Here is a 22,842-nt window from a genome sequence, read left to right as displayed (position 1 = left end):
TCGTATGAAGCTCAATCTCGAACTGAATATCGCCGATCACGATGCGTTCTACGAGCGCCTCATCGACACGCACAACGGCCTCTCCGACGAAGCCAGCCACATGCTCAACGCAAAGCTCGTGTTGCTGCTCGCGAATCACATCGGCGATAACGAAGTGTTGAAAGAAGCGCTCGCGATGGCGCGTCAGGGCCTCGCCGCGAACTAGTCGTTCAGCGCGATGCCCATGCGCTCGCAAATGAACGCGCCGATGCTCGCGATGTCGTTCAGATCGAGCTTCGGCAAGTTTGAATCGAGGGCGGCGGCATCATCGGTTGCGATTGCAACTATCTCTACATCGCTCTTGTAAAGCGGATCGCGGCCCGCCGAGGGCCGCACGACTTCGAGGCGCGGCATTGTTTCGCGCGCGAATCCTTCGACGATCACGAGGTCTGCGTCACTGAGTCGCGCGGCCAGTTCACTCAGCGGCGGCTCTGCGTCGCCATTCAACTCGCGCACGATCGCATAGCGGTACGGCGATGCGATCAACACTTCTCCCGCGCCCGCGCGACGAAAGCGCGCGCTGTCCTTGCCGGGCGGTTCGAGCTCGATCGAATGATGACTGTGCTTGATGACGTTGACGGTGACGCCGCGTGCGCGCAGCCACGGCAGAAGCGCTTCGATCAACGTGGTCTTGCCTTGGCCCGAGCGGCCCGAGATGCCGAAGAGCGGCGGATGACGCGAGTTCATGCGCGAGTTCATGCGAATGGTCGGCTGATTGTTCTGGTTTCGATCAAGCGAGTTTAACGGCTCGATGGCGAGCGGGGAGAAATCGCGCTATCGTCGGGCATTGCCTTTGCGGCGGAACGCGTCGGCGCATAGCGGGTTTCCGACCCCGACGCCTGCCGCCTCAGTGATTCAAGGAACCGACATGGCCGAAGACAATCCCAGCACCGCTATCGCACCGCAGCAGTTTTCCATCGACGTGATGCTCGAAAAATACGCCAAGGGCGACGAGACTCGCGTCGACGATATTTATCGCCGCGTGGCGCGCGGTGTCGCGCGGGCCGAGCCTGAAGAAACGCGCGCGAAGATCGAAGCGGAGTTCGTCGATAACTTCAAGCGCGGCGCGCTAGGCGCGGGGCGCATCATGAGCGCGGCGGGCGCGGGCATCGATGCGACCCTCATCAACTGTTTCGTGCAGCCGGTCGGCGATGCGATACAGGGCGTCGATAGCAACGGCTTGCCGGGCATCTACGTCGCGCTGTTGCAAGCGGCCGAGACGATGCGTCGCGGCGGCGGCGTCGGCTATAACTTTTCCGCCATACGTCCGCGAGGCGCGCGTGTGCATTCAACCGGATCGGCGGCGTCAGGCCCATGCAGCTACATGGATGTATTCGATGCATCGTGCCGCACGGTCGAAAGCGCCGGCGCGCGGCGCGGTGCGCAAATGGGCATTCTCGACTGCACGCATCCCGATCTGCTCGAATTCATCGCGGCGAAGCACACGAAAGGGCGCTGGAACAATTTCAACGTATCGATCGCGGTGACGGACGAGTTCATGCAGGCCGTCGCCGACGACGCGTCGTGGCAGCTCGTGCACAAGGCCGAGCCATCGCCCGCGCAACGCGCAGCCGCGGACATGCATCAGCGCGATGATGGCTTGTGGGTCTATCGCGAAGTGCGGGCGCGCGAAGTGTGGAACACGATCATGCGCTCGACCTACGATGTCGCGGAGCCGGGCGTCGTGTTCATGTCGCGCATGAACGATGACAACAACCTGCGCGCGATCGAGTCGATCCGCGCGACCAATCCATGCGGCGAGCAGCCGCTGCCCGCATACGGTTGCTGCAATCTCGGCCCGCTCAATCTCACGCGCTTCGTGCACGATCCGTTTGCGCAGATGCGTGGCGGCGCGCCGTCGTTCGACTGGGACGGCCTCGCGCGCACGACGCGCACCCAAGTGCGTTTTCTCGACGACGTGCTCGACGTCACGCTCTGGCCGCTCGAAGAACAGGCGCGCGAAGCGGCGGCGAAGCGGCGCATCGGCGTGGGCTTTACGGGCCTCGGCGATACGCTCGTGATGCTCGGTTTGCGCTATGACGCGCAGGCGGGCCGCGATTTCGCTACGCGCGTCGCACGCACGATGCGCGACGAAGCATATCGCGCATCCGTCGAGCTCGCGAAGGAGCGCGGCAAGTTTCCGCTTTTCGATGCGAAGCATTATCTGCAAGAGGGCACATTCGCCTCGCGCTTGCCGGACGACATTAAGCGCGCGATTCGCGAGCACGGCATTCGCAACAGCCATCTGCTTTCGATCGCGCCGACAGGCACCGTGAGCCTCGCGTTCGCGGACAACGCATCGAATGGCATCGAGCCCGCGTTCTCGTGGACGTATCAGCGCACGAAGCGCATGGCCGACGGTTCGCGTCAGACCTTCGCTGTCGAAGATCACGCATACCGGCTGTATCGCGAGATGGGCGGCGATGTGAATGCGTTGCCCGACTACTTCGTGAGCGCGCTGGACATGTCCGCGCACGATCACATGGAAATGATGGCGGCGGTGCAGCCTTTCGTCGATACGTCGATCTCGAAGACCGTCAATGTGCCCGCCGATTATCCGTTCGACAAGTTTCAGGATCTCTATTTCGAAGCATGGCGGCGCGGCTTGAAAGGGCTTGCAACGTATCGGCCCAACGAGACGCTGGGCGCGGTGCTGTCCGTCGCGCCTGCGGAAACGCCGAGCGATTCGCCGGACCCCGAGCTCGATCTCGATCCGTTGCGCATCGCGATCGATCATCGGCCCAAAGGAGAGCTGCCTGCGATCATCGAGAAGGTCGAGTATCTGACGCAGGCGGGCAAGAAGTCGCTCTATCTGGCGGTGTCGTTCATCGAAGTGACGGGGCGCATCGGCGGCGAGGACGTGACGATCGAACGGCCCATCGAGTTCTTCATTCCCACCGGGCAGCGCGACGAATCACAGCAATGGATCACGGCGACGATGCGTTCGATCTCGCTGGCCGCGCGCGGCGGCTTCGCGGCGCGCACGCTTCAGGACATGCGTAAAGTGTCGTGGGATCGCGGACAAGTGCGTCTCGGCGATGTCGAAAGGCTCGACGGACATCGCAGTCCGCGCTGGCACGATTCGGAAGTGGCCGCGCTAGCGTATGCGATCCAGCAGATTCTTCATCGACGCGGTTTTCTCGATGCAGAAGGCAACCAGGTACCGTCGCGCGTGCTTGCGCGCAAGGGCGCCGATCGCGCGCCGCATCCGGTAGCTGTAGCCGATGAACGCGATGACATATCCGAAGGTGCCGCGCAAGGCGAAATCGATCCACATAGCCTGCCCCTGATGCACGGCCGTAAATGTGCGACCTGCGGCGCCAATGCAGTGATCCGCAAGGACGGCTGCGACTTCTGCACGGCATGCGGCGAAATCGGCGCGTGCGGTTGAGTTGAAAAAAAGGCGCGGGCTTTCGTCCGCGCCTTCCTGTCACGCTCAATGCGAGCGTTCAGTGCTGTCCTGCTTCGTATCTTGTGCAACGCCCGGTTCATGCGCGCTGTGCTGCGTGAACGGATGCCACACCGGCGTGAGCGTTGGCAGTTCGTCGAGAAGCGAGAACTGATCGAGCGACGTGTTTTCGAACATGATGACCTCTTGATTCTTTCGCCGATCGCGCAATCAACGCGCGATCACGTTGCCTTGCGTCGCCGAGCCATTGGCGTATTCGACGATCCCGCGATTGCGCGCTTCCGCTTGCGCCGCATCGCGTGCGCGTTGTTCGCTTTGCGCGGCGATGGCATCGCCCCACATGCTGCGATCCGGATACGTGTTGCGATTCAATGCCGGCAACGAGCCGTTCGAGTACGCGGCCGCGAGTTCGGCACGCACTTGCGCTCGTGTCTTGGGCGTATCGCTCGCATTGGCCTGAGTTTGCGTCTGAACCTGATACGTGCCTGCGTGGCCGATGCCCTGGCCGCTCTCCGCGAAAGCGGTCGTCGTGACGACGGCGGAGATGGCTGCGAGAGAAAACCCCGTGATGAGTTGTTTCATGCTTGCGACTCCTTTCATTCCGATGCAGCGTGCGGGCAAATGCGGATTGCATTCGGCGTTGAGCGTGCTGCGTTGGGATTGAATGTAGCCGCGTGATACCGGCGGATAAATGCCTTATCAGCGAATAGATTTATCGATTTCGGCGAATAATCGCGCAGAGGCTTGATGCGTGGGCGTTTGCAGGCGCGCTAGGCAAGCTGCTTATGGAAGAACGTAGTCCCGCAGAGCGTGCCGTCGGGCATCAAGGCGTAGTTCGGCACGACGCCGACACGCTGCCATCCGGCGCGTTGGTAGAGACGTTCTGCATCGCCGCCGGTGACGGTATCGAGCACGAGAACGGACTTGCCGGCTGCACGCGCGGCATCGTCGGCGGCGCTCATCAGATGCTGTGCAATGCCACGGCGTCGCGCGCGGCGCGCGACGAGCATCTTCGCGATATCGGCGCGATGCGGCTGATTTTCCGGCTGATCGATGACGATCTGCACCGTGCCGAGCACATGCCCGTCCGCGCTCTCTGCAACGAGCAGGATGCGTTCGTTGCGCACGACGCCATTGGCGACGCGCGTCCAGAATTCGACGGCGGTCGCGCGCGAAATAGGCAACATGAAACTGACCGACGCGCCGCCTTCGACGCAATCGACGAGCACGTCCGCCAGCGCTTCGATATACCGCGTGACTTCATTCGCGCCGAGGCGGCGCACGGTAATCTCATTGTTCATGATTTGTTTTCCGTGGCCGCCTCTCGGCAGATGCTTAGCTATGCAACTATGTCCTCGGTGCCCGCGACTTCCGGCGTGCCATGCCGCACGATGGTCGGCGACGGCGTGCTCGTCGGCAGGCAGCGTTCCTCTGCATCCTTCTGACCTTGCAGCAACGGGCAGCGCTCGAACAACTCCGCGGCCCAGTCGACGAACACGCGCACCTTCGGCGACAGATGCCGGTTATGCGGATACACCGCGGAAATAGGCATCGGCAGCGGATTCCATTGCGGCAGCACTTCGATGAGCTCGCCCGCGCGCAGATGCGGCAGCGCCATGAAGCGCGGCACCTGGATGATGCCGACGCCCTTCAGGCCGCAGCTCAGATACGCTTCGGCGTCGTTCACCGCGATCATGCCGCGCATCTTCACTTCGATGGTTTCATCGTCGACGACGAAATCCATGTCCATTATGCGGCCCGTGCGGCTCGAAAAATAATTCACCGCCGTGTGATTCTGCAAATCGTCGATGGTTTTCGGCGTGCCGTTGCGTTCCAGATATTGGGGCGCGGCCACCGTCACGCCCTGAAACACGCCGATGCGGCGCGCGACGAGACTCGAATCCTGCAGCGTGCCCACGCGAATCACGCAATCGACGCCTTCCTGAATCAGATCGACCGGCTTGTCGCCGAAGCCCATCATCAGTTCGACTTCCGGATAGCGCGTGTGGAAATCGCATAGCTGCGGCATCACGATGAGCCGCCCGATCGCGCCGGGCATGTCCACGCGCAACTTGCCGTGCGGGCCTTTCCCGTTGTTCGAAAACGAGCCTTCCGCTTCTTCGATGTCCGCGAGGATGCGTACGCAGCGCTCGTAATACGCTGCGCCGTCCGGCGTGAGATTGAGCCTGCGCGTCGTGCGCTGAAGCAGCCGCACGTTCAGATGCGCTTCCAGATTCTGGATGATCGTCGTGACCGAGGCGCGCGGCAGATTGAGCGTGTCCGCTGCGCGGGAAAAGCTGTTGGTGTCGACGACGCGAGTGAAGACCTGCATTGCCTGAAGCCGATCCATGTTCTCTCACCTTCTTTACTTAGCGATGCAACTATTTAAGCGCGCGCTAAAGAATGACGGAAGAACAATCGCGAGGGATAACCACGATTGTTCGGTGCGACCGAATTGTGTTGCCGGATTATAGGCATTTATTAAAAAAGGCGCGGCCTCCAGAATTCGCAGCATCGCAACTTATGCGTGAAGGCCTTGCAGCATGGGCCTCGCACCGAGAATAACCATGGCAACACTGTTGGATCTGGAGTCGAGTCCGCGCTTGTGCATCGAAGATGTGCACATCACGGGACACGCGCAGCCGATCACGCTGCGCAGCTATCGTCCCGCATCGGACGGCACGATCCTGCCCATCGTTCTTTACTTCCACGGCGGCGGATTCATTCGCGGCGGACTCGACGACGCGGATATCGCAGCAGCGACGATCGCGCGCGATACGCCCGCGTGGGTCGTGTCTGTCGGCTATTCGCTCGCGCCGAAGTTTCCGTTTCCCGCCGCGCCCGAAGACGGCTATCGCGCCGCGCAATGGGCCGTCGCGCATGCGCGTTCGCAGCGCGCGGACCCGCAGCGCATCGGCGTCGTGGGCCATGACGCGGGCGGCAATCTCGCGACCTGCGTCGCGGCCATCGCGCGCGATCGCGGCGATATTCGCATGTCCGCGCAAGCGCTGCTCGCGCCGTTGCTCGACCCGAGCATGACGCGCCTCGCCGACGAACGCAAAGTGCTGTGCCCCGATTTCGAAGCATGCGAATGCGCGCAGTGGTATCGCGCGTATCTGCCGAATCCGTCGCAACGTCTGCATCCGTACGCCGCGCCGCTCGAATCGCGACGTCTCGGCGGATTGCCGCCCGCGATGATCGCGAGCGCCGAGCACGATCTGCTGCATATCGAGGCCGAGAAATACGCGGGCGAATTGATCGCAGCGGGTGTGCCGACCGAAGTCACGCGTCATTGCAAGACCTCGCACCAGGCGCTCGCCGCGCATCCCGAAGCGCTCGCGGATGTCGTCGCGTTCTTCAGGAAGCGCCTCGCACGCGCGAAGTAAGCGCGAAGTAAGCGCGAAAGATAACCGCAAGATTCGGCACGCCAGCCACGCATCACACAACAACAATCTCAACGCTAACCGGAGCCTTCACCATGTCATTCACTCGCAAACGCATCTACGCCGCGCTAGGCGCGGTGCTGATCGTCGCCGGCGCGGGCGGTTATACCGCCTTGCGCGGCCACGGCGATTCGGCGATCAACGAAGCCAAAGCCGCCGCGCACAGCCCGACTGCAACGGAAGTGGACGTCGCAGCGGTCGTGTCGAAGACCATCACCGACTGGCAAAGCTATTCGGGCAGGCTCGAAGCGGTCGATCACGTCGACATTCGTCCGCTCGTTCCCGGCACGATCGTCGCGGTGCATTTCAAGGACGGCCAGCTCGTGAAGAAGGGCGATGCGCTCTTTACGATCGATCCGCGTCCTTACGAAGCCGAAGTGGACCGCGCTCAGGCGCAGCTCGCGGCGGCGCAGGCGCGCAATGGTTATACGTCGACGGATGCGGCGCGCGCCGAACGCCTGCTCGCCGACAACGCGATCGCCAAGCGCGACTACGACGAGAAACAGAACGCTGCGCGCGAGGCCGTCGCCAACCTGAAGGCCGCGCAGGCTGCGCTCGAAGCCGCGAAGATCAATCTCGCGTACACGCATATCGTCGCGCCGGTGTCGGGCCGCGTGTCGCGCGCGGAACTTACTGTGGGCAACATCGTGTCGACGGGGGCGAATGCGCCTTTGCTCACGACGCTTGTTTCCGTATCGCCGATCTACGCATCCTTCGATGTCGATGAACAGACGTATCTGCGCTATCTCGGCCGCGATGCGGGCAGCACGGTGCCGGTGTCGCTCGGTCTCGCGAACGAAGATGGCTATTCGCGCGAAGGCGTCGTCGATTCCGTCGATAACCGGCTCGATACGACGTCCGGCACCATCCGCGTGCGTGCCCGCTTCAACAATCCCGACGGCACGCTCGTGCCCGGGCTCTATGCACGCGTGAAGGTCGGCGGCGGCTCGCCGCATCCGGCCGTGCTCGTGGAAGACGAAGCGATCGGCACCGATCAGGACAAGAAGTACGTGATGGTCGTCGACAAGGACAACCGCGTGCAGTATCGCGAAGTCACGCTGGGTCAGACGCATGAAGGCCTGCGCGTGATCTCGAAGGGTTTGCAGCCGGGCGAGCGCATCGTCGTCAACGGCCTGCAGCGCGTGCGTCCCAACGATGTGATCAAGGCCAACAACGTCGCGATGAATGACGACGACAAAGCGCCCGCCGTGAAGACGGCATCCGCACAGTGATGCGCGTCATCCGCAACAGACAGAACTCGTCATGAACATATCCAAATTTTTCATCGATCGCCCGATCTTTGCGGGCGTGCTATCGGTGGTCGTGCTGCTGGCGGGCGTCATCGCGATGTTCAAGCTGCCGATCTCCGAATATCCGGAAGTCGTGCCGCCTTCGGTCGTCGTGCATGCGCAGTATCCCGGCGCAAACCCGAAGGTGATCGCGGAGACCGTGGCCTCGCCGCTCGAAGAGCAGATCAACGGCGTCGAGGACATGCTCTACATGCAGTCGCAAGCGAACAGCGACGGCAATCTCACGACGACCGTAACGTTCAAGCTCGGCACCGATCCGGACAAGAACACGCAGCTCGTGCAGAACCGCGTGAACCAGGCATTGCCGCGTCTGCCGCAGGACGTGCAGCGTCTCGGCGTGACGACGATCAAATCGTCGCCGACGCTGACGATGGTCGTTCACCTCAATTCGCCCAACGGTCGTTACGACATGACGTATCTGCGCAATTACGCGCTGATCAACGTGAAGGACCGGCTCGAACGCATCGCGGGCGTGGGCGAAGTGCAGCTGTGGGGCTCGGGCGATTACTCGATGCGCGTGTGGCTCGATCCGCAAAAGGTCGCGCAGCGCGGCATGACCGCGACCGATGTCGTCAACGCGATCCGCGAGCAGAACGTGCAGGTCGCGGCGGGCGTGATCGGCGGATCGCCGACGCTGCCGAACGTGCCGCTGCAACTGAACGTGAATGCGCGCGGCCGCTTGCAGAACGAGTCGGAGTTTCGCGACATCGTGCTGAAGACGTCGCCCGATGGCGCGGTCACGCATCTCTCCGATGTCGCGCGCGTCGAGCTGGCTGCATCGGAATATGGTCTGCGTTCGTTGCTCGACAACAAGTCGGCAGTTGCAATCGCAATCAATCAGCAACCGGGCGCGAACTCGCTGCAGATTTCCGACGAAGTCCGCAAGACGATGAAGGAACTGAAGGCGGACATGCCCGCGGGTCTCGAATACGAGATCGTCTATGACCCGACACAGTTCGTGCGCTCCAGTATCGAAGCCGTGATTCACACGCTCGCTGAGGCGATCGCGCTGGTGGTGCTCGTCGTGATCGTGTTCCTGCAAACGTGGCGCGCGTCGATCATCCCGCTGCTCGCGGTGCCGGTGTCGATCGTCGGCACATTCTCGCTGCTGCTTGCATTCGGATTCTCGATCAACGCGTTGTCATTGTTCGGGATGGTGCTTGCGATCGGTATCGTCGTCGACGATGCGATCGTGGTCGTCGAGAACGTCGAGCGCAACATCGAAGCGGGGTTATCGGCGAGAGAAGCGACGTATCAGGCGATGCGCGAAGTGAGCGGGCCGATCATCGCGATTGCATTGACGCTCGTTGCCGTGTTCGTGCCGCTCGCGTTCATGTCGGGTCTCACGGGCCAGTTCTACAAGCAGTTCGCGATGACCATCGCCATCTCGACGGTGATCTCGGCCTTCAACTCGCTGACGCTGTCGCCGGCGCTCGCCGCGCTGCTGCTGAAAGGCCACGACGAGCCGAAGGACTGGCTCACGCGAGGCATGGACCGCGTGTTCGGCGGCTTCTTCCGCGGCTTCAACAAGGTCTTTCATCGCGGTTCGGATGCGTACGGCAAGGGCGTGAAGAGCGTCATCAACCGCAAGGCATTGATGATGGTCGTGTATGCCGTGCTGCTCGGCGGCGCGGTGCTGATGGGCAAGATCGTGCCGGGCGGCTTCGTGCCCGCGCAGGACAAGGAGTACCTCATCAGCTTCGCGCAGTTGCCGAACGGCGCATCGCTCGATCGCACGGAAGGCGTGATCCGTCAGATGTCGGATATCGCGCTGAAGCAGCCGGGCGTGGAAAGCGCGGTGGAGTTTCCGGGCTTGTCGGTGAATGGCTTCACGAACTCGTCGAGCGCGGGCATCGTGTTCGTCACGCTGAAGCCCTTCAAGGAGCGCGTGCATGACAAGGCGCTGTCCGCAGGCGCGATTGCCGGCGCGCTGAATCAGAAGTACGCGGGCATCAAGGGCTCGTTCATCGCCGTGTTCCCGCCGCCGCCGGTGCTCGGTCTCGGCACGCTCGGCGGCTTCAAGATGCAGCTCGAAGATCGCGGCGCGCTCGGCTATGCGGCACTCGCCGATGCGACCCAGGCGTTCATCAAGCGCGCATCGCAAACGCCCGAGCTTGGACCGACGTTCTCGAGCTATCAGATCAACGTGCCGCAGTTGAACGTCGATCTGGATCGCGTGAAGGCGAAGCAGCTGGGCGTCTCGGTGACGGACGTCTTCGACACGATGCAGGTGTATCTCGGCTCGCTCTACGTGAACGACTTCAATCGCTTCGGACGCGTGTATCAGGTGCGCGTGCAGGCGGATGCGCCGTTCCGCGCGAATCCGGAAGACATCGGCTTGCTGAAGACGCGTAACGCGAATGGCGACATGGTGCCCTTGTCGTCGCTCGTGAAGGTGACGCCGACGTATGGTCCGGAGATGGTCGTGCGCTACAACGGCTATACCGCCGCCGATATCAACGGCGGTCCTGCGCCCGGCTATTCATCGGGCCAGGCGCAGGCGGCGGCGGAACGCATCGCGGCCGAAGTGCTGCCGCGCGGGATCAAGTTCGAATGGACCGATCTCACGTATCAGCAGATCCTCGCGGGCAACGCTGCGCTGTGGGTCTTCCCGATCAGCGTGCTGCTCGTGTTCCTCGTGCTCGCCGCGTTGTATGAAAGCCTGACGCTGCCGCTCGCGGTCATTCTGATCGTGCCGATGAGTATTTTGTCCGCGCTGGTCGGCGTATGGCTCACCGATGGCGACAACAACATCTTCACGCAGATCGGTTTGATGGTGCTCGTGGGCTTGTCGGCGAAGAACGCGATTCTGATCGTCGAGTTCGCACGCGAACTGGAGATGCAAGGACGCACGATCGTGCAGGCCGCGATCGAAGCAAGCCGCCTGCGTTTGCGCCCGATTCTGATGACGTCCATCGCGTTCATCATGGGTGTGGTGCCGCTCGTGCTGTCGACGGGCGCGGGTTCGGAAATGCGTCATGCAATGGGCGTGGCGGTGTTCTTCGGCATGTTGGGCGTGACGCTCTTCGGCCTGATGCTGACGCCGGTGTTCTACGTGATCCTGCGCAAGCTCTCGCGCACCGAGCACGTAACGGACAAGCACGGCACGCATCCGCAGATGCGCGGTATTGGTGCTTCGGTCGAAGCGCAGTGAGGTGAATGATGAATAAGCTGCATGTTTTATCGAGTCTGATGGCGTCGTTGTTGCTGGTCGCGGGCTGCTCGCTCGCGCCGACCTACGAGAAGCCCGACGTCAATGCGCCGTCCGCCTACAAGGAAACGCCGCAAAAGACGCTCGATGCATCGGAAGCGGGTACGTGGAAGACCGCGCAGCCGTCCGAAGAGATGATGCGCGGCGAATGGTGGACGATCTTCGACGACGCCACGCTCAACGATCTGGAAAAGCAGGCGCAGGACGCGAACCAGAACCTGAAGGCGGCGGCCGCGCGCGTGAAGGAAGCGCGCGCGATCAACCAGACGGCGCGCGCGGGCTTGTTCCCGACGCTCGATGCGGGCTTCGGCCCGACGCGCGAGAAGTTCTCGCCGGCATCGCAGTTCCTGCCCGCCGATGGCAACGTGCCTGCGCAAACGCTGTGGCGCGCGCAGGCGAGCGTGTCGTATGAAGTCGATCTGTTCGGCCGCGTGTCGAACTCGGTGCAAGCCGCGAACGCGGACACGCAGCAAAGCGAGGCGTTGTTCCGTTCGGTGCAGTTGGCATTGCAGGCTGACGTCGCGCAGAACTACTTCAATCTGCGCGAGCTCGATGCGGAAAGCGATGTCTTCACGCGCACCGTGCAGCTACGCGAGGAAGCGTTGAAGCTCGTGCAACGCCGCTACACCGAAGGCGATATCAGCGAACTCGACGTGGCCCGCGCGAAGTCCGAGCTCGCGACAGCGCGTTCGGATGCGATGACGGTGCAACGTCTGCGCGCGGCATCGGAACATAGTCTCGCGGTATTGCTCGGCAAGTCGCCCGCCGAATTCACGATGGCCGCGAATCCGCTCAAGCCGGTAACGGTGCGCGTGCCGCCCGGTTTGCCTTCGGCGCTGCTCGAACGTCGTCCCGATGTCGCGGCGGCGGAACGCGCGATGGCTGCGGCCAATGCGCGTATCGGCGTGGCGAAGGCGGCGTTCTTCCCGTCGCTCACGTTGACGGGCTCGGGCGGCTTCGAATCCGCGACGCTCGGCGATCTCTTCAAGTGGTCGAGCCGCACATTCCTGCTCGGGCCGTTCGCGGGTACGGCGCTGAATATCCCGATCTTCGATGGCGGCCGTCGCAAGGGCAATCTCGCGAATGCGCGCGCGATATATGAAGAGGATTCGGCGAACTATCGTCAGCAGGTGCTCGTTGCGTTCCGCGAGGTCGAGGACAATCTGTCGGATCTGCGCATCCTCGAAGATCAGACCGCGACGCAGGACGATGCAGTGAAGGCGTCGGTGCGTGCCGCGCAGTTGTCGCGCACGCAGTACACCGAAGGCGCGGTGAATTACCTCGACGTGATCGATGCGGAGCGCACCGTATTGCAGACGCAGCGCGCCTCGGTGCAGTTGCGGGGCACGCAGGCGGTATCGACGGTGAATTTGATCCGCGCACTGGGCGGCGGCTGGGGCGATGCGAAGCCCACGCCGGTGCCCGAGCCGAGTCTCGCGCAAAAGTAGCATGAAGATGGCCCTGCATCGCGCAGGGCCATTTTTTCTCGGGGCGCGCATCGATGACAGCTCGATTGTTCGCCTCCCGGAACATATGTCTTCACCTGCGGGGCGTTTATCCGCACGGCTCGAATCCATAGAATTCCAATCATGGGATAGGGAGCCGATGATGAAAGACTTGATCGCAAAACAACTGTATCAGCCGGCGGTGGTGTTGCCACTGCTACTGTTGACGCGCCTGATGGTCACGCTCGACTTCAATCTCGCGCAAGTCATGTTCGTAATGGTATTGAGAGGTTCGCAGCACGCATATCAGTTCGCGCTGCGTCATGCGGTTTCGCGTCAGCGCAATGGCGCGAGCGTGAAGCATCTGCCCTGCAACAACTGCTGCTGACGCGCGCCGCGCTATCGACCTCAATACACTTCGGGAACGTACATCTCATCCGGCACGGGCTGGCGCAAATAATCGGGATTGAACACGCGGTCGGGCAGTTCGATCGGCGGATGCTCGACATCGTGATACGGCACCTGACTCAGCAAGTGATGAATGCAGTTCAGGCGCGCACGTTTCTTGTCGACGGCATGCACGACCCACCACGGCGCTTCGGGAATGTGCGTGCGCTGAAGCATCACTTCCTTGGCCGCCGTGTAGGCCTCCCATCGGCGGCGGCTCTCCAGGTCCATCGGGCTCAGTTTCCACTGCTTCAAAGGATCTTCGATACGCGCCTGGAAGCGCACTTCCTGTTCGTCGTCGGTGATCGAGAACCAGTACTTCACGATCTGAATGCCGCTTCGCACGAGCATCTTCTCGAACTCGGGAACCGAGCGGAAGAATTCCTCATACTCTTCGTCCGTGCAGAAGTTCATCACGCGCTCGACGCCCGCGCGGTTATACCAGCTTCGATCGAACAGCACGATCTCGCCCGCCGCCGGCAAATGCGACACGTAGCGCTGGAAATACCATTGCGTGCGCTCGCGATTGTTCGGCGCGGGCAGGGCGGCCACGCGGCACACGCGCGGATTCAGCCGTTGCGTGATGCGCTTGATCGCGCCGCCTTTGCCCGCCGCATCGCGTCCCTCGAACAGCACCACGAGCCGATGCCCCTCGTGCACGACCCAGTCCTGCAGCTTCACGAGTTCGCCTTGCAAGCGAAACAGCTCGCGAAAATAGGTCTTGCGTAACTGACGCTCTTCATCGGAGAAAGTCGATTCGCCGTCCAGGAAGCGATCGTCGATCTCCATCTCGAACTCTTCGTCGTAGCTGTCGATGATGTCGGCGTGGAAACGGCGCTGCTTTTCCGTCGTGTTCATGAGGGGCTCCGTGGCGTTCTTGGGCTGCCGCCGTCGCGATGACGGTCGCGGCGCGGGACGGCCGATTGTGACGACATTCGATGGCAGTCACATGACAGCGGCTGATTCGTTCATTCTAGCGAGCGATTCGCTGCTTTATGACGCGGCGTCGCGCGCCGTTAGAATGTTCCGGCACTTCGATGGCATTTTGAAGTTCGATTTCATCTTCCCCATATCAAGCGAGCGAACGCGATGACCGCAACGATCCATAGTTTCGACGAAGCTCAAACCGCGCGCCTCGTGCCGTATGACCGGCTCGTCGACACCCTCGCCGCGACGATGCTCGATTACGCGGCGGGACGCATCGTGAGTCCAGAGCGCATGGTGGTGCCGATCGAAGGCGGCGTGATGTTGTCGATGCCCGCGAGCGCCGCCGATCTCGCGATGCACAAGCTCGTGAACGTTTGCGCGGGCAACGGCGCGCTTGGCCTGCCGACGATCCACGGTCAGGTGACCGCCTACGATGCCATGACAGGCGTGCCGCAATTCATGCTCGATGGCCCGACGGTGACGGGCCGGCGCACGGCGGCGGTATCGATGCTCGCGATCCGCGCGCTTCACGATGCCGCGCCGCGCGAGGTGCTCGTCATCGGTACGGGCAAGCAGGCTGCGTATCACGTCGAGGCGCTCGCCGCTATTTATCCCGATGCGCACATCGTCGTGCAAGGCTCGCGTCCCGGGCGCGCGCGCGAGTTCTGTGCGGCGCATGCATCGCTTTCGAAGCAGCTTGCCGCGCTCGACGAGACCACGATTCCCGATTCGATCGATGTCGTCATCGCCGCGACCACGAGCAAGACGCCGGTCTATACGTTGCCCGCGCGCGCGGGCCGCCTCGTGATCGGCGTGGGCGCATTCACCGCCGATGCCGCCGAGATCGCCGCCGCGACCGTGCATGCAAGCGCGCTTTACGTCGACGACCCTGCGGGCGCGCGTCACGAAGCAGGCGATTTCATTCTCGCGAGCGTCGAATGGAACGATGTGCACGCATTGGCGGTCGCGCTCGCGGCGCCGTCCAAAGCCGTTGATGCATTGCAACCGGTGATGTTCAAATCGGTCGGCTGCGCGGCTTGGGATCTTGCGGCATGTCGCGTCGCGCGTGCGGTTTTGTCGGAGGAAAGCGTCGCGGCGCGCTAGGCCGTGCAAGGGGAACGCCAGCTTGGAACGGTACTTGCTGTAAGTCTCTTTAATGACAGAGACGCCATAAGCGTCACATGACAAACGGCGCCAAGGTGCGCCACAGCAATCGAGCCAGCGAACTAACCCATGAAAAGTCGATACGACAGCAAGTGGCACCCGTGGATTCCGGCGCGCGGCGACGGACGTGAGGGCGCGGGTGGCGCGGCGGACGGGGAACGCCAGACGACTCCGCATGCGAGCGCGGCGCCGCCTGCGGCTTATTTCATCTCGGTTCTTGAGCTTGCGACGGGCGAGAAACTCGGCAATGACGAGCGTCTGCGCGCCGTCGCGATGCTGGAATCGCAATTCGGTGCGGGGCGTCCGCGCACGCTGAAGGAAGCGGTGCGAATCTGCGCGGCGGCGATCGATTCGTCGACGCTGCAGCGCATGGCGCGCGGCGCAAAGGCCTAGAACACGTCTGAAAAGACAGCTTCGGCGAAGCGCGTTTTTTCACACGTGTGTAAAACGCGCGTGCTCGCCGAAAAGTGCGCGAACGTTCGGTTGCGCCTTGACCGCTCTATTTGACGGTCTGAATGACTTCGAAGCCCTCGAATTCCGGATGACCGAGATAAAGCTGGCGCGTCTCGCCGCCGGCATTGCGATGCGCGGCGCGAAACGCGTCCGAACGCGTCCAGTCTTCGAAGGCTGCCTGATTCGCCCATATTGTATGGCTCGAATACAGAACGTGATCGTCTTTCACCGGCCCTTTGAGCAGATGAAACTCGACGAACCCGGGCACATCCTTCAGATGCGTATCGCGGCTCGTCCACAGACGTTCGAAGTCGGCTTCGGCGCCGGGCACGATCTTGAAGCGGTTCATGGCGATATACATGTCGATGCGGTTCCTTCGAAGTAGTGACTCGATTGAGCGGATAAGAACGATCAGTCGCGCCCGAGTTCGACGATGGTCGTGAAGCCGCCGAAGAACATGCGTTGAGGATCGAACGGCGTCTCGCCGGATTCCATCATCGTTTTGAGGCGCGGGTCTTCCATCACTTTGGCGTTGACGCTATCGCGCTGCTCGCGCGATTCGTAGACGATATACGAGAACGCGACGGTCTCGCCTTCCTTCATCTGCACGCTCTGTGGAAACGATGTGAGCTTGCCGGGCTTCACGTCGTCGGCGATGGTTTCCACGAACTCCAGTGCGCCGTGTTCCAGCCAGATCTTGCCGGCGGCTTCGGCCATGCGGCGATAAGCGTCGACCTTGTCGATCGGTACGGGTACGACGAATCCATCCACGTAATGCGCCATCTGAGTCTCCTGGTTGAGTCGAACGCGCACCGCGCACGCGATGCGCTGTCTGCTTTGAGCTATTCGTATGGAGCGAAGTTCAGGGCGGTCCACGTATCGGCGGGCGAGGCGCGTTCTAGCACCGTGGACGAGAGCGGCGCGAAGTTCATCCCATAGATCGATGCGAGCGGCATGCGAAGCGCATGCGCGAGCGCCACTTTCACGACGATCGCATGCGTGACGACGATGCAGCGCCCCGCGTCGAGCCGGTCGATCGAAGCGAAGCCCTCGGCGACGCGCGCGGCGAGCATGGCGACGCTTTCGCCGCCGTGCGAACGCGCATCGGGATCCGCGAGCCATGCAGCGACATGTTCCGGTTCGCGCTCGCCCGTTTCGCGTATCGAATGCCCGCGCCAGCGGCCATAGTCGATGTCGTCGAACGCGGGAACGATCTCGAATGCATCCGCGATCCACGCCGCCGTTTCACGCGCGACGCGCGCGGGACTCGCAATCACGCGCGTGTCGGGCAAGGCGTGCAATGACGCGAGCTGCGCGCGCGCATCGCGCTCGGGAGGTTCGTCGCCGGTGGGAAAGTGCCCGGTTTTCATCGCGCGCGTGGCGGCGTGACAGAGAAGAATGAGTTCCAAGGCAGGTGGCGGTCGAATTGGAATCGTTTTACTTTGCAGCGGATCATCATAGAATGGCAAGCTTGCAGTGCGAGGAAGCCGGTGCAAACCCGGCACGGTCGCGCCACTGTGTGCGGTACGTCAACGCGAAAGCGCGGCGCCGCGAGTCAGACCCCGCTGCATGCTCTTCGTCAATCGGGACGCGCTTTTCCCTGGAGAACCACCATGAATGCTTCCAACGCGCCGGTCTTTTCCGCTCCGGTTTCCCCGTCACTCGATGCACCCGTGCCCATTCCGGTGCGTGAAGTGTTGCCGTGGGCCGTCTTCATCGGCCTCATTCTGCTGATCGCAATCTATTTCGTCGGCGCCGAACAGGGCGCGACGTCGATTTTCTCGGGCACGTACGTCCACGAATTCGTGCATGACGGCCGGCATCTGCTCGGCTTTCCGTGCCACTGAGGAAGCATCATGATTCGCACTTTGCTGATACGCGGCATGATCGCGGGACTGGTCGCGGGCCTGATCGGCTTCGGCTTCGCGCGTGCGTTCGGTGAACCGTCGGTGGCACGCGCCATCGCGTTCGAGGAACAGCACGAACATGAGCACGGTCATGCCGATGCGGCTGCCACGCCAGCGCATTCGCACGATCACGGCGACGAAGCGCTCGTGTCTCGCGATACGCAAGCGGGCCTCGGCCTTCTGACCGGCGTCGCCGTGTTCGGCACCGCGCTCGGCGGTCTCTTCTCGCTCGTGTTCGCGTTTGCTTATGGACGGCTCGGCGCGTTGCGCGCGCGCGGCACGTCGGCATTGCTCGCGCTGTTCGGCTTCGTTAGCGTCGCCATCGTGCCGTTCCTCAAGTACCCGCCCAATCCGCCCGCTGTCGGCAATGCCGAGACCATCGGGCCGCGCACGGCGCTTTTCTTCGGCATGGTGGCGATTTCCATCGCGGCTGCCGTCTTCGCCGTGCGCTTGCAGCGGCGCATGGTGGCGCGGCATGGCGGGTGGAACGCGACGCTCATCGCGGCGGCTGCGTATATCGTCGTGATCGTGGCGGCGCAGGTCGCGCTGCCGTCCGTCGATGAAGTGCCCGCGGATTTCTCCGCTTCGCTGCTGTGGAATTTCCGCGTGGCCGCTATCGGCATGCAGGCGCTGTTATGGACGACGCTCGGTCTCGTGTTCGGTGCGCTCGCAGCGCGTGAACTCGAGCGGCCGGCGGTGAGAAGAATGGCTGCGGCGTAAGCGGTTCGGCGTCGCTCATGAAGCCCGCGCTTCGTCAGGAACGCGGGCTTTTCGTTTGCTCTTTCGCCGCACGACGCTTGAGCAATTCATCGAACAGATCGAGCTTCGCGGCATCGTCCATCGATCTGAAGGTCTTGATTTCCTCGCGGCTTCGGAAGCACCCGAGGCACAGGCCCGTTTCCTGATCGAGCTTGCAGACATCGGTGCATGGCGAGCCGATGGGTTCCTGCGCTTTCGCGCGTTCGATGGTGAAAGCGAGATCGTCTTGCGTCGTTGTCATAGTGATTCGCCGCGAAAGAGCGCAGCGGCCGCGGCCGGATTCGACGGCCAGTAAGCGTGCATGTAAGTGGCCGACACCGAACCATGCCGATAGAGCGCTTCGCCTTCGGTGCCGGTCGTGGCATGAGCGGCCTTGAGTGCCGGCTGCATCGGCGTGTCGAGCGTCGAGTAGTGGAATGTGTGACCGGTCATCGCGCCATGCGTCGTGTCGATGCGCTGCATCGCGAGGCGCGACAGCTTGCGTTGCATCGCCGCGTCGCCGGGAAGGATGCCGAGCATCGCATGCCGCGTGCCTTCGATGTCGGTCAGCGTGTCGAGCAGATACAGCATGCCGCCGCATTCCGCGACCACGGGCTTCGCTCGCTCGACGTGCGCAACGATCGATGCACGCGCGCGTTCGTTCGAAGCGAGCGCCGCGGCATGCAGCTCGGGATAGCCGCCGGGAAGATAGAGCGCGTCGGCATCGTGCGGCGCGGGTTCGTCGGCGAGCGGAGAAAACGTGCTGATGCGCGCGCCCATGGCGATGAGCACATCGACGTTCGCCGGATACACGAACGAGAACGCCGCATCGCGAGCGATGGCGATATGCGCGCCGTCGAGCAGACGCGGCGGCGCGGGCAGCGTCGCATCGTCGAAATGAACGGGCGGCGGAAGATCGGCGAGCGTCGTTTGCGCGATTGCATCGGCGGCGCGGTCGAGCCGTGCGTCGAGGCCCGCGACTTCATCGGGCTGCGTGAGACCGAGATGACGCTCGGGCAAGGCGATATCGTCCGCATTCGACAGATGGCCGCAATAACGCAAGTCGACGGGGATAGTCTCCGACAACATCTGCGCATGGCGCGCCGATGCAACGCGATTCGCGAGCACGCCATGAAAGGGCACATCTTCGCGATAACGCGCGAGCCCGAACGCAATGGCGCCGAACGTCTGCGCCATGCCGTGCGCGCCGATCACCGCGAGCACCGGTACGTTGAACGTGGCGGCCAGATCGGCGCTGCTCGGCGTGCCGTCGAAGAGACCCATCACGCCTTCGATGAGAATGAGATCGGCCTCGCGCGCGGCCTTGGCGAGCAACGCGCGGCACGCATCGAGCCCGACCATCGACAGATGCAGCGAATAAACGGGCGCGCCGCATGCGCGTTCGAGAATCATCGGATCGAGAAAATCCGGGCCGGTCTTGAACACGCGTACCGTCAGGCCTCGGCGCGCGTGATGACGCGCAAGCGCCGCCGTCACCGTGGTCTTGCCTTGATGCGACGCACTCGCGCCGATGAAGAGAGCGGGGCAGTCGGGCATCGCTCAGAACTCGACGCCGCGTTGCGCTTTCACGCCTTGCTCGCGATACGGATGCTTCACGAGCCGCATTTCCGTGACGAGATCGGCAAGTTCGATCAACGCATCGGGCGCGTGGCGACCGGTCACGACGACATGCAGCATCGCGGGCCGCGCCTTCAGCACGTCGAGCACTTCATCGAGCGGCAGATACTCGTACTTGAGCACGGTGTTGAGTTCGTCGAGCACGACCATCTGATATTCGCCGCTCTCGATCATGCGGCGCGCTTCGTTCCAGCCCTTGCGCGCGGTGGCCATGTCGGCTTCGCGATTCTGCGTGTTCCAGGTGTAGCCATCTCCCATGGTGACGAAATCGCAATGCGCGATTGCGCCGAGGAAATCGCGCTCCGATGTATGCAGCGCGCCCTTGATGAACTGCACGACGCCGAGCTTCATGCCGTGTCCGAGCACGCGCACCGCCATGCCGAACGCGGCCGTTGTCTTGCCCTTGCCGTTGCCGGTATTCACGATCAAAAGGCCTTTCTCGTGATCGGCGGCGGCCTGCTTTTTCTCGTGGCCTTCCTTGCGGCGCTGGGTCATGCGCAGATGCGATTCGGTATCGGTTTTCACGGGAGCTCCAGAGAAAGACGGCCGTATCGTACAACAGGCGGCGGCTTAATTCTGCGCTAACAGACGGCAGGCATCATGCAATCAACGTAATCACCGACTCGAGGAGCAAGCAAATGGACGCGCTCTATCTCTATCTGGAACTCGTCGCGCTTGGCGTTCTCGTCTGGCTTTGCCGCGACAAGTTCAAACCGGTCGTGGCGAAGCCGCTCGCCGAAACGCCGCGTCCGCGCACGACCGCAAGACCGGTATTCATGTTCCGTTCGCGCGGGGCGCATGCATCGCTGCGATCGCGACGGTTACGCCACAATCGATCGTCTTTGGCACGATGAGCGTTCGCGCGTTGCCCGCGAGCAGCGCGCAAGGCTCGCATACGCCATCGACGTTCATATGCGCCATTGCATGATGCGATATCGCCGTGCGCGGCGCTTGCGCGATTTCATCGGCGCCGTAGAAGCGCAATGTCAGACGATGACGCTCGCAGAACGCGAGCAGTCCCGCCTCGTGCCGTTTCGCGTCGATGCTCGCGATGATGGCGATGTCGCCGAACGCAAGCGTGCCCAAAGCGCCGCGCACGGCGTGCTCGATTGCGTCGGCGCTCGCGCCCCGCGTGCAGCCGATCCCCACGGCAAGACGCGTGACAGCGGGCTGATTCATGTGGGCGATGACGAATTCCATGTGCGCCGACCTTACCACCTTTCTTGACGCTCGCGCCCGCCGGGCCTAGACTTTCACGCAGTTTTGGTGCTCGCGCGCGGATTCTCTCGTGCGCAGTTAAACGGGAAGCAGGGCGCGTTCCTTTCGATTCGTCGAACGCACGTCAACCTGCGCTGCCCCCGCAACGGTAAGCGATTCACCGCGCACGGCATTTTCATCGCGTGTACGGGAAGCCGGCTTCGAAGCCACTGCGCGTGAGAAACGCGCGGGAAGGCGAAGCGGCGTCGTCGTCAGCCCGGATACCGGCCAGACTTTGAGCGGGGCTTGCTGTCGCGGGGATGCGGCGCGGCCCATGATCCATAAAAGCGTGCGTTTCCCTTTCATCCAGCCGCGTTGCCAGGCATCGCGCGACATGAAGCGCATGCAACCGAAGCCACGGAGCGACGATGCAAACCCGCAAGATTCCCGTCACGGTCGTGACCGGCTTTCTCGGCAGCGGCAAGACCACACTGATGCGGCATATCCTCTCCAATGCGCAAGGCCAGCGCATCGCGGTGATCGTCAACGAGTTCGGCGAGCTCGGCATCGACGGGGAGATTTTGAAGGGTTGCGGCATCGGTTGCGACGATGAAGCCGGCTCCAAAGACCGCAATCTGTACGAGCTCGCGAACGGTTGTCTCTGCTGCACCGTGCAGGAAGAGTTCTATCCGGTCATGGAACAACTCGTCGAGCGGCGCGAGAGCATCGATCACGTGCTGATCGAAACGTCCGGTCTCGCTTTGCCGAAGCCGCTCGTGCAGGCGTTCAACTGGCCGTCGATCAAGAACGCATTCACCGTCGATGCCGTCGTGACCGTGGTCGATGGACCCGCTGCCGCGAGCGGTCAGTTCGCGGCGAATCCCGTCGCCGTCGATGCGCAACGCAAGGCCGATCCCAATCTCGATCACGAATCGCCGCTGCATGAATTGTTCGAGGACCAGCTTTCGTCTGCCGATCTCGTCATCGTCAACAAGACCGATCTCATGGATGATGAAGCCCTGCGAAAGGTCGAAGCGCTCGTGCGGCCCGAGATTCCGCCCGAAGTGAAGATCGTGCCCGCGCAGATGGGCAGGCTCGATGTGCATACATTGCTCGGTCTCGAATCCGCATCGGAAGAGACGATTCATTTGCGGCACGATCATCACGGTTCGCCCGATGAAGCAGGCCACGCCGATCATCATCATGACGAGTTCGATTCGGTCGTCGTGCATGGCAACGTCGAATCGCGCGAGCAGGCGCTGGCCGCGCTGCATGCGCTCGTCGAGCAGCACACGATCTATCGCGTGAAGGGTTTCGCTGCGTTGCCGGGCGCGGCGATGCGGCTCGTCGTGCAAGGCGTCGGACGACGCTTCGACAGTTACTTCGACCGCCGCTGGGAAGCGGGCGAAGCGAAGACCCAAAGCCGCTTCGTGCTGATCGGCGAAGACCTCGAACGCGCGACGCTGCAACGCGCGTTCGACGCCGCGCTCGCGAGCGCGCCCGTGCAGGCGTAA

The 22,842-nt window shown here is 62.6% G+C and carries 25 protein-coding genes and 2 riboswitches; of the genes, 12 read left to right on the top strand and 13 right to left on the bottom strand.

Annotated features, from left to right (window positions below):
* Positions 1 to 4 precede the first annotated feature (4 nt).
* Positions 5 to 205 carry a DUF2783 domain-containing protein gene (locus NCS03_RS18315; protein ID WP_033537076.1) on the top strand — a complete coding sequence of 67 codons (201 nt, stop codon included), beginning with the start codon at positions 5 to 7 and terminating at the stop codon, positions 203 to 205.
* Here the strand turns inward: NCS03_RS18315 and mobB are convergent.
* Positions 202 to 726 carry a molybdopterin-guanine dinucleotide biosynthesis protein B gene (gene mobB / locus NCS03_RS18310; RefSeq protein ID WP_008353068.1) on the bottom strand — a complete coding sequence of 175 codons (525 nt, stop codon included), beginning with the start codon at positions 724 to 726 and terminating at the stop codon, positions 202 to 204. The genes NCS03_RS18315 and mobB overlap by 4 nt on opposite strands.
* Before the next feature lie 181 nt (positions 727 to 907).
* Here mobB and NCS03_RS18305 point away from each other — a divergent pair, with 181 nt between their 5' ends.
* Positions 908 to 3,430: an adenosylcobalamin-dependent ribonucleoside-diphosphate reductase gene (locus NCS03_RS18305; RefSeq protein ID WP_250529535.1), complete on the top strand. Its 2,523-nt coding sequence runs from the start codon at positions 908 to 910 to the stop codon at positions 3,428 to 3,430.
* A 45-nt stretch (positions 3,431 to 3,475) separates the two neighbouring features.
* Here NCS03_RS18305 and NCS03_RS18300 read toward each other — a convergent pair whose 3' ends face one another.
* The 4 genes from NCS03_RS18300 to NCS03_RS18285 form a co-directional block, all read right to left on the bottom strand.
* Entirely contained in the window at positions 3,476 to 3,625 is a 150-nt protein-coding gene (locus NCS03_RS18300) for a hypothetical protein (protein WP_239294398.1), read from the bottom strand.
* Positions 3,626 to 3,658: 33 nt separating this feature from the next.
* The gene (locus NCS03_RS18295) at positions 3,659 to 4,030 is read right to left on the bottom strand and encodes a DUF4148 domain-containing protein (protein ID WP_250529534.1); all 372 of its coding nucleotides are present in this window, start codon (positions 4,028 to 4,030) and stop codon (positions 3,659 to 3,661) included.
* Positions 4,031 to 4,218: 188 nt separating this feature from the next.
* A complete protein-coding gene (locus NCS03_RS18290) occupies positions 4,219 to 4,749 on the bottom strand; it encodes a GNAT family N-acetyltransferase (RefSeq protein WP_250529533.1) in 531 nt (176 codons plus the stop codon).
* A gap of 38 nt (positions 4,750 to 4,787) precedes the next feature.
* Positions 4,788 to 5,798 carry a LysR family transcriptional regulator gene (locus NCS03_RS18285; protein ID WP_008353073.1) on the bottom strand — a complete coding sequence of 337 codons (1,011 nt, stop codon included), beginning with the start codon at positions 5,796 to 5,798 and terminating at the stop codon, positions 4,788 to 4,790.
* Positions 5,799 to 6,015: 217 nt separating this feature from the next.
* On the opposite strand from NCS03_RS18285, the gene NCS03_RS18280 reads away from it, so the two are divergent.
* From NCS03_RS18280 to NCS03_RS31275, 5 genes are all read left to right on the top strand, one after another.
* On the top strand, positions 6,016 to 6,834 hold the full coding sequence (locus NCS03_RS18280; RefSeq protein WP_008353075.1) for an alpha/beta hydrolase: 819 nt from the start codon (positions 6,016 to 6,018) through the stop codon (positions 6,832 to 6,834).
* A gap of 92 nt (positions 6,835 to 6,926) precedes the next feature.
* Complete coding sequence (locus NCS03_RS18275) at positions 6,927 to 8,123, top strand: efflux RND transporter periplasmic adaptor subunit (RefSeq protein ID WP_175979449.1); 1,197 nt, start codon at positions 6,927 to 6,929, stop codon at positions 8,121 to 8,123.
* 31 nt (positions 8,124 to 8,154) lie between these two features.
* Positions 8,155 to 11,355 (top strand): efflux RND transporter permease subunit, encoded by a 3,201-nt coding sequence (locus tag NCS03_RS18270; protein WP_008353078.1) that lies wholly within the window; start codon positions 8,155 to 8,157, stop codon positions 11,353 to 11,355.
* 5 nt (positions 11,356 to 11,360) lie between these two features.
* A complete protein-coding gene (locus NCS03_RS18265; protein WP_033537058.1) occupies positions 11,361 to 12,860 on the top strand; it encodes an efflux transporter outer membrane subunit in 1,500 nt (499 codons plus the stop codon).
* Between the two features lies 1 nt (position 12,861).
* Positions 12,862 to 13,245, top strand: a complete 384-nt coding sequence (locus NCS03_RS31275) for a hypothetical protein (protein ID WP_308196618.1) — start codon at positions 12,862 to 12,864, stop codon at positions 13,243 to 13,245.
* A 20-nt stretch (positions 13,246 to 13,265) separates the two neighbouring features.
* Here the strand turns inward: NCS03_RS31275 and ppk2 are convergent, their stop codons facing one another.
* On the bottom strand, positions 13,266 to 14,162 hold the full coding sequence (ppk2, locus tag NCS03_RS18255; protein ID WP_008353084.1) for a polyphosphate kinase 2: 897 nt from the start codon (positions 14,160 to 14,162) through the stop codon (positions 13,266 to 13,268).
* A gap of 231 nt (positions 14,163 to 14,393) precedes the next feature.
* On the opposite strand from ppk2, the gene lhpI reads away from it, so the two are divergent.
* Together lhpI and NCS03_RS18245 are read left to right on the top strand one after the other, a co-directional pair.
* On the top strand, positions 14,394 to 15,335 hold the full coding sequence (gene lhpI, locus NCS03_RS18250) for a bifunctional Delta(1)-pyrroline-2-carboxylate/Delta(1)-piperideine-2-carboxylate reductase (protein WP_250529532.1): 942 nt from the start codon (positions 14,394 to 14,396) through the stop codon (positions 15,333 to 15,335).
* A gap of 129 nt (positions 15,336 to 15,464) precedes the next feature.
* Positions 15,465 to 15,788, top strand: coding sequence for a hypothetical protein (locus NCS03_RS18245; protein ID WP_250529531.1), 324 nt, complete (start codon positions 15,465 to 15,467; stop codon positions 15,786 to 15,788).
* A 106-nt stretch (positions 15,789 to 15,894) separates the two neighbouring features.
* Here the strand turns inward: NCS03_RS18245 and hmuQ are convergent, their stop codons facing one another.
* The 3 genes from hmuQ to NCS03_RS18230 are packed head-to-tail and all read right to left on the bottom strand — an operon-like array spanning position 15,895 to position 17,257.
* Entirely contained in the window at positions 15,895 to 16,209 is a 315-nt protein-coding gene (gene hmuQ, locus NCS03_RS18240; RefSeq protein ID WP_008353090.1) for a heme-degrading protein HmuQ, read from the bottom strand.
* 50 nt (positions 16,210 to 16,259) lie between these two features.
* Complete coding sequence (locus tag NCS03_RS18235) at positions 16,260 to 16,631, bottom strand: DUF1428 domain-containing protein (protein WP_034471935.1); 372 nt, start codon at positions 16,629 to 16,631, stop codon at positions 16,260 to 16,262.
* Positions 16,632 to 16,690: 59 nt separating this feature from the next.
* On the bottom strand, positions 16,691 to 17,257 hold the full coding sequence (locus NCS03_RS18230) for a histidine phosphatase family protein (protein ID WP_250529530.1): 567 nt from the start codon (positions 17,255 to 17,257) through the stop codon (positions 16,691 to 16,693).
* A 48-nt stretch (positions 17,258 to 17,305) separates the two neighbouring features.
* A riboswitch (cobalamin riboswitch) is annotated at positions 17,306 to 17,432 on the top strand.
* A gap of 29 nt (positions 17,433 to 17,461) precedes the next feature.
* On the opposite strand from NCS03_RS18230, the gene NCS03_RS18225 reads away from it, so the two are divergent.
* Both NCS03_RS18225 and NCS03_RS18220 read left to right on the top strand, forming a co-directional pair.
* The gene (locus tag NCS03_RS18225) at positions 17,462 to 17,695 is read left to right on the top strand and encodes a CbtB domain-containing protein (RefSeq protein ID WP_034471940.1); all 234 of its coding nucleotides are present in this window, start codon (positions 17,462 to 17,464) and stop codon (positions 17,693 to 17,695) included.
* 9 nt (positions 17,696 to 17,704) lie between these two features.
* A complete protein-coding gene (locus NCS03_RS18220) occupies positions 17,705 to 18,475 on the top strand; it encodes a CbtA family protein (protein WP_250529529.1) in 771 nt (256 codons plus the stop codon).
* 34 nt (positions 18,476 to 18,509) lie between these two features.
* On the opposite strand, the gene NCS03_RS18215 is transcribed toward NCS03_RS18220, so the two are convergent.
* The 4 genes from NCS03_RS18215 to NCS03_RS18200 all read right to left on the bottom strand — a co-directional run bounded on the left by NCS03_RS18215 (position 18,510) and on the right by NCS03_RS18200 (position 21,331).
* Positions 18,510 to 18,755 carry a DUF1289 domain-containing protein gene (locus tag NCS03_RS18215; RefSeq protein ID WP_008353096.1) on the bottom strand — a complete coding sequence of 82 codons (246 nt, stop codon included), beginning with the start codon at positions 18,753 to 18,755 and terminating at the stop codon, positions 18,510 to 18,512.
* A complete protein-coding gene (locus tag NCS03_RS18210) occupies positions 18,752 to 20,050 on the bottom strand; it encodes a cobyrinic acid a,c-diamide synthase CobB (RefSeq protein ID WP_250529528.1) in 1,299 nt (432 codons plus the stop codon). The genes NCS03_RS18215 and NCS03_RS18210 overlap by 4 nt, the downstream gene beginning before the upstream one ends.
* A 3-nt stretch (positions 20,051 to 20,053) precedes the next feature.
* A complete protein-coding gene (gene cobO, locus NCS03_RS18205; RefSeq protein WP_175979443.1) occupies positions 20,054 to 20,656 on the bottom strand; it encodes a cob(I)yrinic acid a,c-diamide adenosyltransferase in 603 nt (200 codons plus the stop codon).
* Positions 20,657 to 20,905: 249 nt separating this feature from the next.
* Positions 20,906 to 21,331 (bottom strand): cobalamin biosynthesis protein, encoded by a 426-nt coding sequence (locus NCS03_RS18200; RefSeq protein ID WP_250435932.1) that lies wholly within the window; start codon positions 21,329 to 21,331, stop codon positions 20,906 to 20,908.
* A gap of 46 nt (positions 21,332 to 21,377) precedes the next feature.
* Positions 21,378 to 21,635: riboswitch (cobalamin riboswitch) on the top strand.
* 121 nt (positions 21,636 to 21,756) lie between these two features.
* On the opposite strand from NCS03_RS18200, the gene cobW reads away from it, so the two are divergent.
* Positions 21,757 to 22,842 carry a cobalamin biosynthesis protein CobW gene (gene cobW / locus NCS03_RS18195; protein ID WP_250456835.1) on the top strand — a complete coding sequence of 362 codons (1,086 nt, stop codon included), beginning with the start codon at positions 21,757 to 21,759 and terminating at the stop codon, positions 22,840 to 22,842.

The sequence above is a fragment of the Caballeronia sp. ATUFL_F1_KS4A genome (assembly GCF_023630905.1).
Taxonomy (GTDB): Bacteria; Pseudomonadota; Gammaproteobacteria; order Burkholderiales; family Burkholderiaceae; genus Caballeronia; species Caballeronia zhejiangensis.
Note: the sequence above shows the minus strand (reverse complement) of the source record. Positions and strands in the feature narration are given on the sequence as shown.

Bases quoted from the DNA above. Each gene is read 5' to 3' on its own strand.
- NCS03_RS18245 (WP_250529531.1), top strand. From the start codon at position 15,465: ATGAAAAGTCGATACGACAGCAAGTGGCACCCGTGGATTCCGGCGCGC.
- NCS03_RS18210 (WP_250529528.1), bottom strand. From the start codon at position 20,050: ATGCCCGACTGCCCCGCTCTCTTCATCGGCGCGAGTGCGTCGCATCAA.
- NCS03_RS18215 (WP_008353096.1), bottom strand. From the start codon at position 18,755: ATGACAACGACGCAAGACGATCTCGCTTTCACCATCGAACGCGCGAAA.
- NCS03_RS18200 (WP_250435932.1), bottom strand. From the start codon at position 21,331: ATGGAATTCGTCATCGCCCACATGAATCAGCCCGCTGTCACGCGTCTT.
- NCS03_RS18265 (WP_033537058.1), top strand. From the start codon at position 11,361: ATGATGAATAAGCTGCATGTTTTATCGAGTCTGATGGCGTCGTTGTTG.
- NCS03_RS18280 (WP_008353075.1), top strand. From the start codon at position 6,016: ATGGCAACACTGTTGGATCTGGAGTCGAGTCCGCGCTTGTGCATCGAA.
- NCS03_RS18290 (WP_250529533.1), bottom strand. From the start codon at position 4,749: ATGAACAATGAGATTACCGTGCGCCGCCTCGGCGCGAATGAAGTCACG.
- NCS03_RS18315 (WP_033537076.1), top strand. From the start codon at position 5: ATGAAGCTCAATCTCGAACTGAATATCGCCGATCACGATGCGTTCTAC.
- NCS03_RS18225 (WP_034471940.1), top strand. From the start codon at position 17,462: ATGAATGCTTCCAACGCGCCGGTCTTTTCCGCTCCGGTTTCCCCGTCA.
- cobW (WP_250456835.1), top strand. From the start codon at position 21,757: ATGCAAACCCGCAAGATTCCCGTCACGGTCGTGACCGGCTTTCTCGGC.
- ppk2 (WP_008353084.1), bottom strand. From the start codon at position 14,162: ATGAACACGACGGAAAAGCAGCGCCGTTTCCACGCCGACATCATCGAC.
- NCS03_RS18235 (WP_034471935.1), bottom strand. From the start codon at position 16,631: ATGGCGCATTACGTGGATGGATTCGTCGTACCCGTACCGATCGACAAG.
- NCS03_RS18220 (WP_250529529.1), top strand. From the start codon at position 17,705: ATGATTCGCACTTTGCTGATACGCGGCATGATCGCGGGACTGGTCGCG.
- NCS03_RS18285 (WP_008353073.1), bottom strand. From the start codon at position 5,798: ATGGATCGGCTTCAGGCAATGCAGGTCTTCACTCGCGTCGTCGACACC.
- NCS03_RS18300 (WP_239294398.1), bottom strand. From the start codon at position 3,625: ATGTTCGAAAACACGTCGCTCGATCAGTTCTCGCTTCTCGACGAACTG.
- NCS03_RS31275 (WP_308196618.1), top strand. From the start codon at position 12,862: ATGAAGATGGCCCTGCATCGCGCAGGGCCATTTTTTCTCGGGGCGCGC.
- hmuQ (WP_008353090.1), bottom strand. From the start codon at position 16,209: ATGTATATCGCCATGAACCGCTTCAAGATCGTGCCCGGCGCCGAAGCC.
- NCS03_RS18270 (WP_008353078.1), top strand. From the start codon at position 8,155: ATGAACATATCCAAATTTTTCATCGATCGCCCGATCTTTGCGGGCGTG.
- NCS03_RS18305 (WP_250529535.1), top strand. From the start codon at position 908: ATGGCCGAAGACAATCCCAGCACCGCTATCGCACCGCAGCAGTTTTCC.
- NCS03_RS18275 (WP_175979449.1), top strand. From the start codon at position 6,927: ATGTCATTCACTCGCAAACGCATCTACGCCGCGCTAGGCGCGGTGCTG.
- lhpI (WP_250529532.1), top strand. From the start codon at position 14,394: ATGACCGCAACGATCCATAGTTTCGACGAAGCTCAAACCGCGCGCCTC.
- NCS03_RS18295 (WP_250529534.1), bottom strand. From the start codon at position 4,030: ATGAAACAACTCATCACGGGGTTTTCTCTCGCAGCCATCTCCGCCGTC.
- mobB (WP_008353068.1), bottom strand. From the start codon at position 726: ATGAACTCGCGTCATCCGCCGCTCTTCGGCATCTCGGGCCGCTCGGGC.